Raw genomic sequence first — 5,960 nt, 5'->3', positions numbered from 1 at the left:
GCGATCCAATACCGCGACGATCGGAGCGGGCCCTGCGGCCAAAGCGTCCAGCACCACGTCCATCCCGGTGTCCAGCCTCACGCCGGGAACCTCCGCGATCATAAGTTTTGAGACAGGCTCGTCGCGGTGTCCGACCTGCGGGCGGGCCAATACGCTAGCGCGCGTTAGCACCCCGAGCATCCGCCCGTCAGGGCGCAATCCCCGCGGAACTTGGTGCCGGTGCTGTCGATCCGCAGGCTCAACGGCTTCCCTGAACGGCGATATCCGCGCACGACCAGATCAACCTCATTTTCCGTCTCCGGCGCTATCAACTCACAGCAACCTCATACCGCCACCCCCGCAACGATGCGTTCGGCCTCCGGGCCGATTGCACCGCTGAGATGACCGCGTGATCCACACCTTTCCCGGGCAAGCACAATCTGCTGTCAACAATTTGGCAATACCCCCGGCATAGCTCTATCTACGGCATCATCGAGCGCTTTGATCGGCTTGTGAAGAAGAGTGCCTCGCGGCCCTGTATACCAAAGGCGACGAGCTGAGAGATGTCTGCGACTGCGGCCTACGCCAATTGGTTGCCTTACAGGCGGGTGCAAAGCGTAAGGCAACCAAACCCGTCTCAGGCGTAAGTTTCGCGATAGGACATTTTTGATGCAAGCCGGGCCTCTGCATTGCAGATAGCATAAAAAATAGCTTTGTCTGCGCGGCTGGATACACGTATTTCCGGCTGAATCGATGCTCCGACCGAGACACTGAACTTGATGTCAAGTTCAACCCCAAGCTCGGATGAGCGACTGTTCAATATGGCCTGAATCTCGTCTTCGAGATCTTCCGCTTCCATACCCACATCCTGGTTGGACACCAAAATAAACACGCCGTTTCCAGAATATGCCATGGCAAATTTTTTAGCCGTAAAAACCTCGCCGATACTTTCGCCCGCGTCCGACAGGAATGCGAAGCATTGAGGAGCATTTTTCTTCTGGGATATCAGATCGAACTGATCGATTTTAACGGCTCTGACGCGAGCGTCTGAAGCCGAAAAGGCCGACAACTGCTGTAGATAGTTGCGAATGGACCGGTGAGAAATAAGGTTATGTAGTGATCCGATAACCATATCATCGAACAGTTCGGGTTTGAGGTCTTCGGAGTTGCGCTTCATGGCCTCGCTTGCATCCGCCATATGGTTGCGTCGTAGAACATGGCAGTGTTGAGCGAGTGCCGAAAGGCGGTTGCCAAATTCGGTGATCTCGAACGGCTTGGTCGCATAATCGGTTGCGCCGGCTTTGAAGGCGCGTTCGAGATGCTCTATGTCTTTCATGACCGTCAGCATGATAATCGGTGCGTCTTTATAGGCGGCGTCCTCGCGAACACGGGCGCATAAATCGATGCCGTCCATTCCGGGCATCCGGATGTCGAGAACGAAACAATCGAACGGAATCTCACTCGCGACGATAAGGTCCAGCGCGGCCTCTGCGGAAGACGCTACTGTGATATCCGCAAAACCGGCATTACCTGCAATGTTTGGTATCAGGCTGAGAATGAAAGGGTCATCATCCACGGCAAGGATGCGCAACGGATCTTGCTCGTACGCTGCCGACGAAACCACATCCTGCGTGGCTGCTGCGACGTTCGTATCGTCATTCATGACCGATGGTTCCCGTTCGCCAATCAAGGCAGACAGGCGCTTCATACGGTCGGCCGCCAGCCGAGCAAGTGACGACAAAACTGTGTTGCCGCGCATCAATCCCGAGACGATGGTGATCAGGAGACCTAGGGCAGCCCCTGCAAACATATATACCAAAAGCATTCATTCTCTCCTGCTATCTTCTTTACTGCCACTTCTGCGCGCGAAAATTTTCGGCTTTCAAGCACGGTATCGGGCTTGCGCTCGCGTTCATCGAATCTTTGCTACGATCAAATTTTGTCCGGAATTAGGCAGCCAGGTTACAATCTCAACGTGTAGAGAGAGTTGTGTTGCGAAGCCGATTGCGACCAGCGGGCACAACCCTGACAGCGAAAATTTTGCTTTATTTGTCTAAAATATTGAAATTATGATCTAAATCCGCACGCTTTGTTCACGCTTGGGCGCCAATTGTGCTCTGTAGTTACTTTCCAGGCGGGGCAAATTTTTTTTACCAGAGACCGCTCCTAAATTTCCCGGAAGGGGCAAGATACAAGTTTTGATTGTGAACCGGTAAGGGCGGCGGAGCATTGGTCAGTCATGCTAGCGGCGGGTTTCTGTGTTGCATCCAAACGCCGCCGGTTTGACCGCCAATCCGATGAAAACTTCAGGCAGCGTGCCGCGCCTGAAGGGCGTTCGTTATTCTCGCGTGTTGATCGCTTACGCCGTTTGAGCCTACTGTCCGCCGGCAGCGTTTACGGGTCCAAGCGCGGCTGAGAGCGAGAGAGAGCTTGCCTCAGAGGGAACCAGCCCGCCGACTTCCGTTATGAACGCGGGCGGACCAGAGCGGAGCAGGGCATCCGGTTTGCCGTCGTCATGTGACAGAGCGATCTATTGTTGTTGCCAGATTTCTACGATTTCCGAAGCTAGTGTTATGGGATCAAATGGCTTGGTGATCACCCTTGCAGAGTCTAAGTCCATTAAACGCGCCACATCATCTGTCTGCGCCTTTGCCGTCATAAAGATCACAGGAATCTTTTCCATACCGGGCAGGCGCCGTAGTGCCTCCAGGGTTTCTTCGCCAGACATACCAGGCATCATGACGTCGAGCAGAAAAAGGTCGGGAGTAAATTCAGCGACAGACGAAAGCGCTTCTTGCCCGCTGGCACATTGGCGTAGCTCCAGTTTTCCGACAACTTCCAGCGCGAGCTGGGTGATGACGCGAATATCATCGTCGTCATCAACATGCAGTATGCGCGGCTTATTCAGTTCGACCTGTGTCATTTCACCACTCCCAACTCGTTACCAAAGTAACCTTAGAGACCTGACGGAGGCCCATAAATGTAAGGTTGTATAATAACAATAGAATTCAACCGAAGAGAAGGCGAATTCATGCAATCGTATCAGGCTCTGGCGCTTCACTCACGTTGAACAGCGCAGCTTGCGATTTGTCGCCGTCCAGTTCGAATGTTGGGCCAACGGCCATTGCCGACATCCCGATCCTTTTCAGCCAGCGCTTGAAGACTGCGGGCACGATCCCGATGACCTGGTCCGCCCCGAGGTCGCGGGCAGTGGCTGCCATATGCAGCATCAGCAATCGCTGCACCTCCGCGCGCTGTTGCGCGGGGACGTCATCAATCACGAATAATCGTGTCGCTTCCCAGATATTGTCGGCCACTGGCGCTTCGAAGAATAAAGGGTCAAGAGGCAAACCTTGAAGCAACCCTAATTGCGCGTCGCGGATCATATAACTGTGCAAGCCGCAACGCGCTGTTGTCGGTGCGACGCGAATACCTGCGAGCACTTTTCCGTTCTGGTGAACGACAATCCAGCGCGCTTGAGGGGTGTCGTACTGGTCGAACTCCATTCCTTCGGTCTGGGGGAGTTGCCAACCTTTGGCGACGATAAAGACCTCGCGGCGTGCCTTGAGGTAGTTGACCAGCAGACTTCCGTGGTGGTGCATGTTCTGCATCGAAAGAGTCGTTGCACGAATTTGGTCGGAAGAACCGATTATGTTTTCGAGTGAATTTCGGGCTTTCTTCTTTGCACTGGACGGAGATGGAGCGTAATGTTTGACGCGCCCGGGTGATGTCAATTCTGGAAATACCCGCCTCGCCTTCGCCAAGCTCGAGTCACTAAAAACCTCCATGTGTGGCAACCAGTCCTCGATTGAAAGTATTGTTTCCAGATATCTCTCTAGTTGCGTGCATTTGCCATATTGTTGCCACATGCCGAGCCCACCTACGCTATGAGTGTGCTTTGCGCGCATCAGTTGGGTGTGTAAGCGCCACCCCACGGACATGACAATAAATATGGAGGTGCTTCGTGATCACCAGCCTTCGAAGGGTCTTTAGCACCAAGAATACGTTTCTGATGGTACGGCAGATGAAAGACTATGCTGCTGTCGGAAAGAACCTCTTTTGGCAGCGCCAAATGATCTATTTCGCGGTCTTAGTGCTCGCAGGGTATTACTACAGTCTCCGCCTTGCCCTGATCACAGCAGTGCTGATTGCGCTCTCGGAACTCTACGATTCCTTCATTTTCAGGCGAATCCTTGCTTGGAACGGACGTGATGCCGCTGTCTCCCGAAAACTTCTGAACTCTCTTTATGTCGGCACCGTCCTCAGCGCCTCTGTCATCGTTTTCTATGCGGTCGCCCTCGCTGTGAGCCAAGGGCCCGGCACGCATTTCATGTCATTGTTCTTCCTGTTTGCCGCCGCCCTCTTTGCCGCAATGAACAACCATCAGCTTTTGCCCGTCCTGATCACACGAATGGTGCTGTATGGCATTGCGTTTATCTTCATCCCGTTATGGGACATCTATGAAGCGCGCGCGCCATTCGGCTCGGACCTATGGGCGCAGATGTTCACGAGCCTGTTCGTGCTGTACTTCGTGATCGACTGTTCGCGGGTTTATCTTTCGTTCTACCGCAGCAGCTTAAATCAAATGGAAGCGCTCAGAGCCGAGAACCGCAGATCACAAGAAGCCTACAAAGCAAAAACAGAGTTTGTTTCGACGATGAGCCACGAGCTTCGTACACCTCTGACATCAATCAAGGGATCGATCGACCTTGCCTGTGCAGGGCACCTCGGCCCTCTTTCGAAACAGGCCGAACAGGTTATGGTAATCGCCCAGCGAAATTGCACCCGGCTGATCAACCTTATCGATGAAATACTGGACCTCCAGAAGATTGAGGCCGGTCGAATGCACTTTTCAATGACAACGTTTGATATCTCGCAAATGATCGAGCAGGCTGTGAGTTCAAGTGCCCCCTTTGCAGGGCGACTGGGTGTCCAGCTCACGTTCGAGGGCTCCGATCAACCGATGTTGGTGCATGGAGACCCCGCGAGGATTGAGCAGGTCCTGACCAATATGATCTCGAATGCCGCCAAGTTCTCTCCCGAGGGAAGCTGCGTCCGTATCCGTGTGGAACCATCTGATGACTCTGTCCGCGTTTCGGTGATCGACGAAGGAGCCGGACTATCCGAAGATGATCGCGACCGGGTTTTCGACAAGTTCAGCCAAGTTGACTCCTCCGATACCCGGAAGATCGGAGGCACCGGTTTGGGTATGAATATCTCTAAGCAGATCATTCAGGCGCACGGTGGAAACATCGATTATTCGAAAAATCCAACTCGTGGAACCACATTCTATTTCGAGCTTTCCCTGGCAACTGTATCTTGAACTGGCATCGTCAAGTTATTGACGCGGCTTGTGGCAAGGGGTGGCGGCCGAATGATCAGTCAAATTCCTCAACCTCGCCTAAAGTGTTACGGTTGTGTCGCAGACTTTCTGGGATGCCGAAAGGGGCTTGAGGCCGGACATGATTATGCTGCGAGCGCAGCAAACTGCTGCGCGGCGGTGAGGCTGTTGGAGCCGAACTGCCCTTTCTGGATCATGTGAGCCGTCTCGATCCCAGCGATCGTGGCGACCGCGGAATGGAACACCTTGACCCCCTGCATCGGGCCGGTAATCCGCTTTAGAAAGCGGTGATCTGTTACCTGACAGTGGTTTTTTGAAAACCACGAGAAGGTTGCTCGATGATATTGTTGAGATACGTTTCGTCCATGCGCCACGAAATGGCAGTTGGTCGTTTCATGGCGTGGGCATTTGCCGCGATCAGGAGCGCGTATCTGATGACCCATCGGTTCAACGTTGAGTGATCTACGAGGACGCCGCGGTCGGCCATGCTTTCTTGCAGATCACGTTATGACATGTCGTACCGGACGTAGAAGAAGACCGCATACTGGATGACGGGTTTCGGGTATTGGGCGCCCTTGAAGTCGATCATCTTTTCGTCCCAATTGTGCAAAGCCGTAAGCGGTGCGCCGCTCCCACACTT

Annotated in this window: 4 protein-coding genes and 3 pseudogenes; 2 read left to right on the top strand and 5 right to left on the bottom strand. The window is 53.7% G+C overall.

Annotated features, from left to right (window positions below; translation table 11 throughout):
- Window positions 1-260 precede the first annotated feature (260 nt).
- Window positions 261-392 (top strand): annotated as a pseudogene (locus DT23_RS20115) (IS6 family transposase); the annotation flags it as partial.
- A 224-nt stretch (window positions 393-616) separates the two neighbouring features.
- On the opposite strand, the gene DT23_RS18730 reads toward DT23_RS20115, so the two are convergent.
- From DT23_RS18730 to DT23_RS15965, 3 genes are all read right to left on the bottom strand, one after another.
- Window positions 617-1,804: a response regulator gene (locus DT23_RS18730; RefSeq protein WP_051697365.1), complete on the bottom strand. Its 1,188-nt coding sequence runs from the start codon at window positions 1,802-1,804 to the stop codon at window positions 617-619.
- A gap of 705 nt (window positions 1,805-2,509) precedes the next feature.
- Complete coding sequence (locus DT23_RS15970) at window positions 2,510-2,902, bottom strand: response regulator (RefSeq protein WP_038132856.1); 393 nt, start codon at window positions 2,900-2,902, stop codon at window positions 2,510-2,512.
- 106 nt (window positions 2,903-3,008) lie between these two features.
- The gene (locus DT23_RS15965; RefSeq protein WP_240473646.1) at window positions 3,009-3,848 is read right to left on the bottom strand and encodes an acyl-homoserine-lactone synthase; all 840 of its coding nucleotides are present in this window, start codon (window positions 3,846-3,848) and stop codon (window positions 3,009-3,011) included.
- 95 nt (window positions 3,849-3,943) lie between these two features.
- On the opposite strand from DT23_RS15965, the gene DT23_RS15960 reads away from it, so the two are divergent.
- Complete coding sequence (locus DT23_RS15960; protein WP_240473645.1) at window positions 3,944-5,302, top strand: sensor histidine kinase; 1,359 nt, start codon at window positions 3,944-3,946, stop codon at window positions 5,300-5,302.
- Between the two features lie 143 nt (window positions 5,303-5,445).
- On the opposite strand, the pseudogene DT23_RS20365 reads toward DT23_RS15960, so the two are convergent.
- A pseudogene (locus DT23_RS20365) lies at window positions 5,446-5,616 on the bottom strand (IS6 family transposase); the annotation flags it as partial.
- Between the two features lie 59 nt (window positions 5,617-5,675).
- Window positions 5,676-5,909, bottom strand: a pseudogene (locus DT23_RS20360) (IS6 family transposase); the annotation flags it as partial.
- Window positions 5,910-5,960: the final 51 nt, after the last annotated feature.

The organism is Thioclava indica (assembly GCF_000714545.1).
In the GTDB taxonomy this organism is placed as follows: domain Bacteria; phylum Pseudomonadota; class Alphaproteobacteria; order Rhodobacterales; family Rhodobacteraceae; genus Thioclava; species Thioclava indica.
The sequence above is the reverse complement of the archived record's forward strand: the minus strand, read 5'-3'. Positions and strand labels throughout refer to the sequence as shown.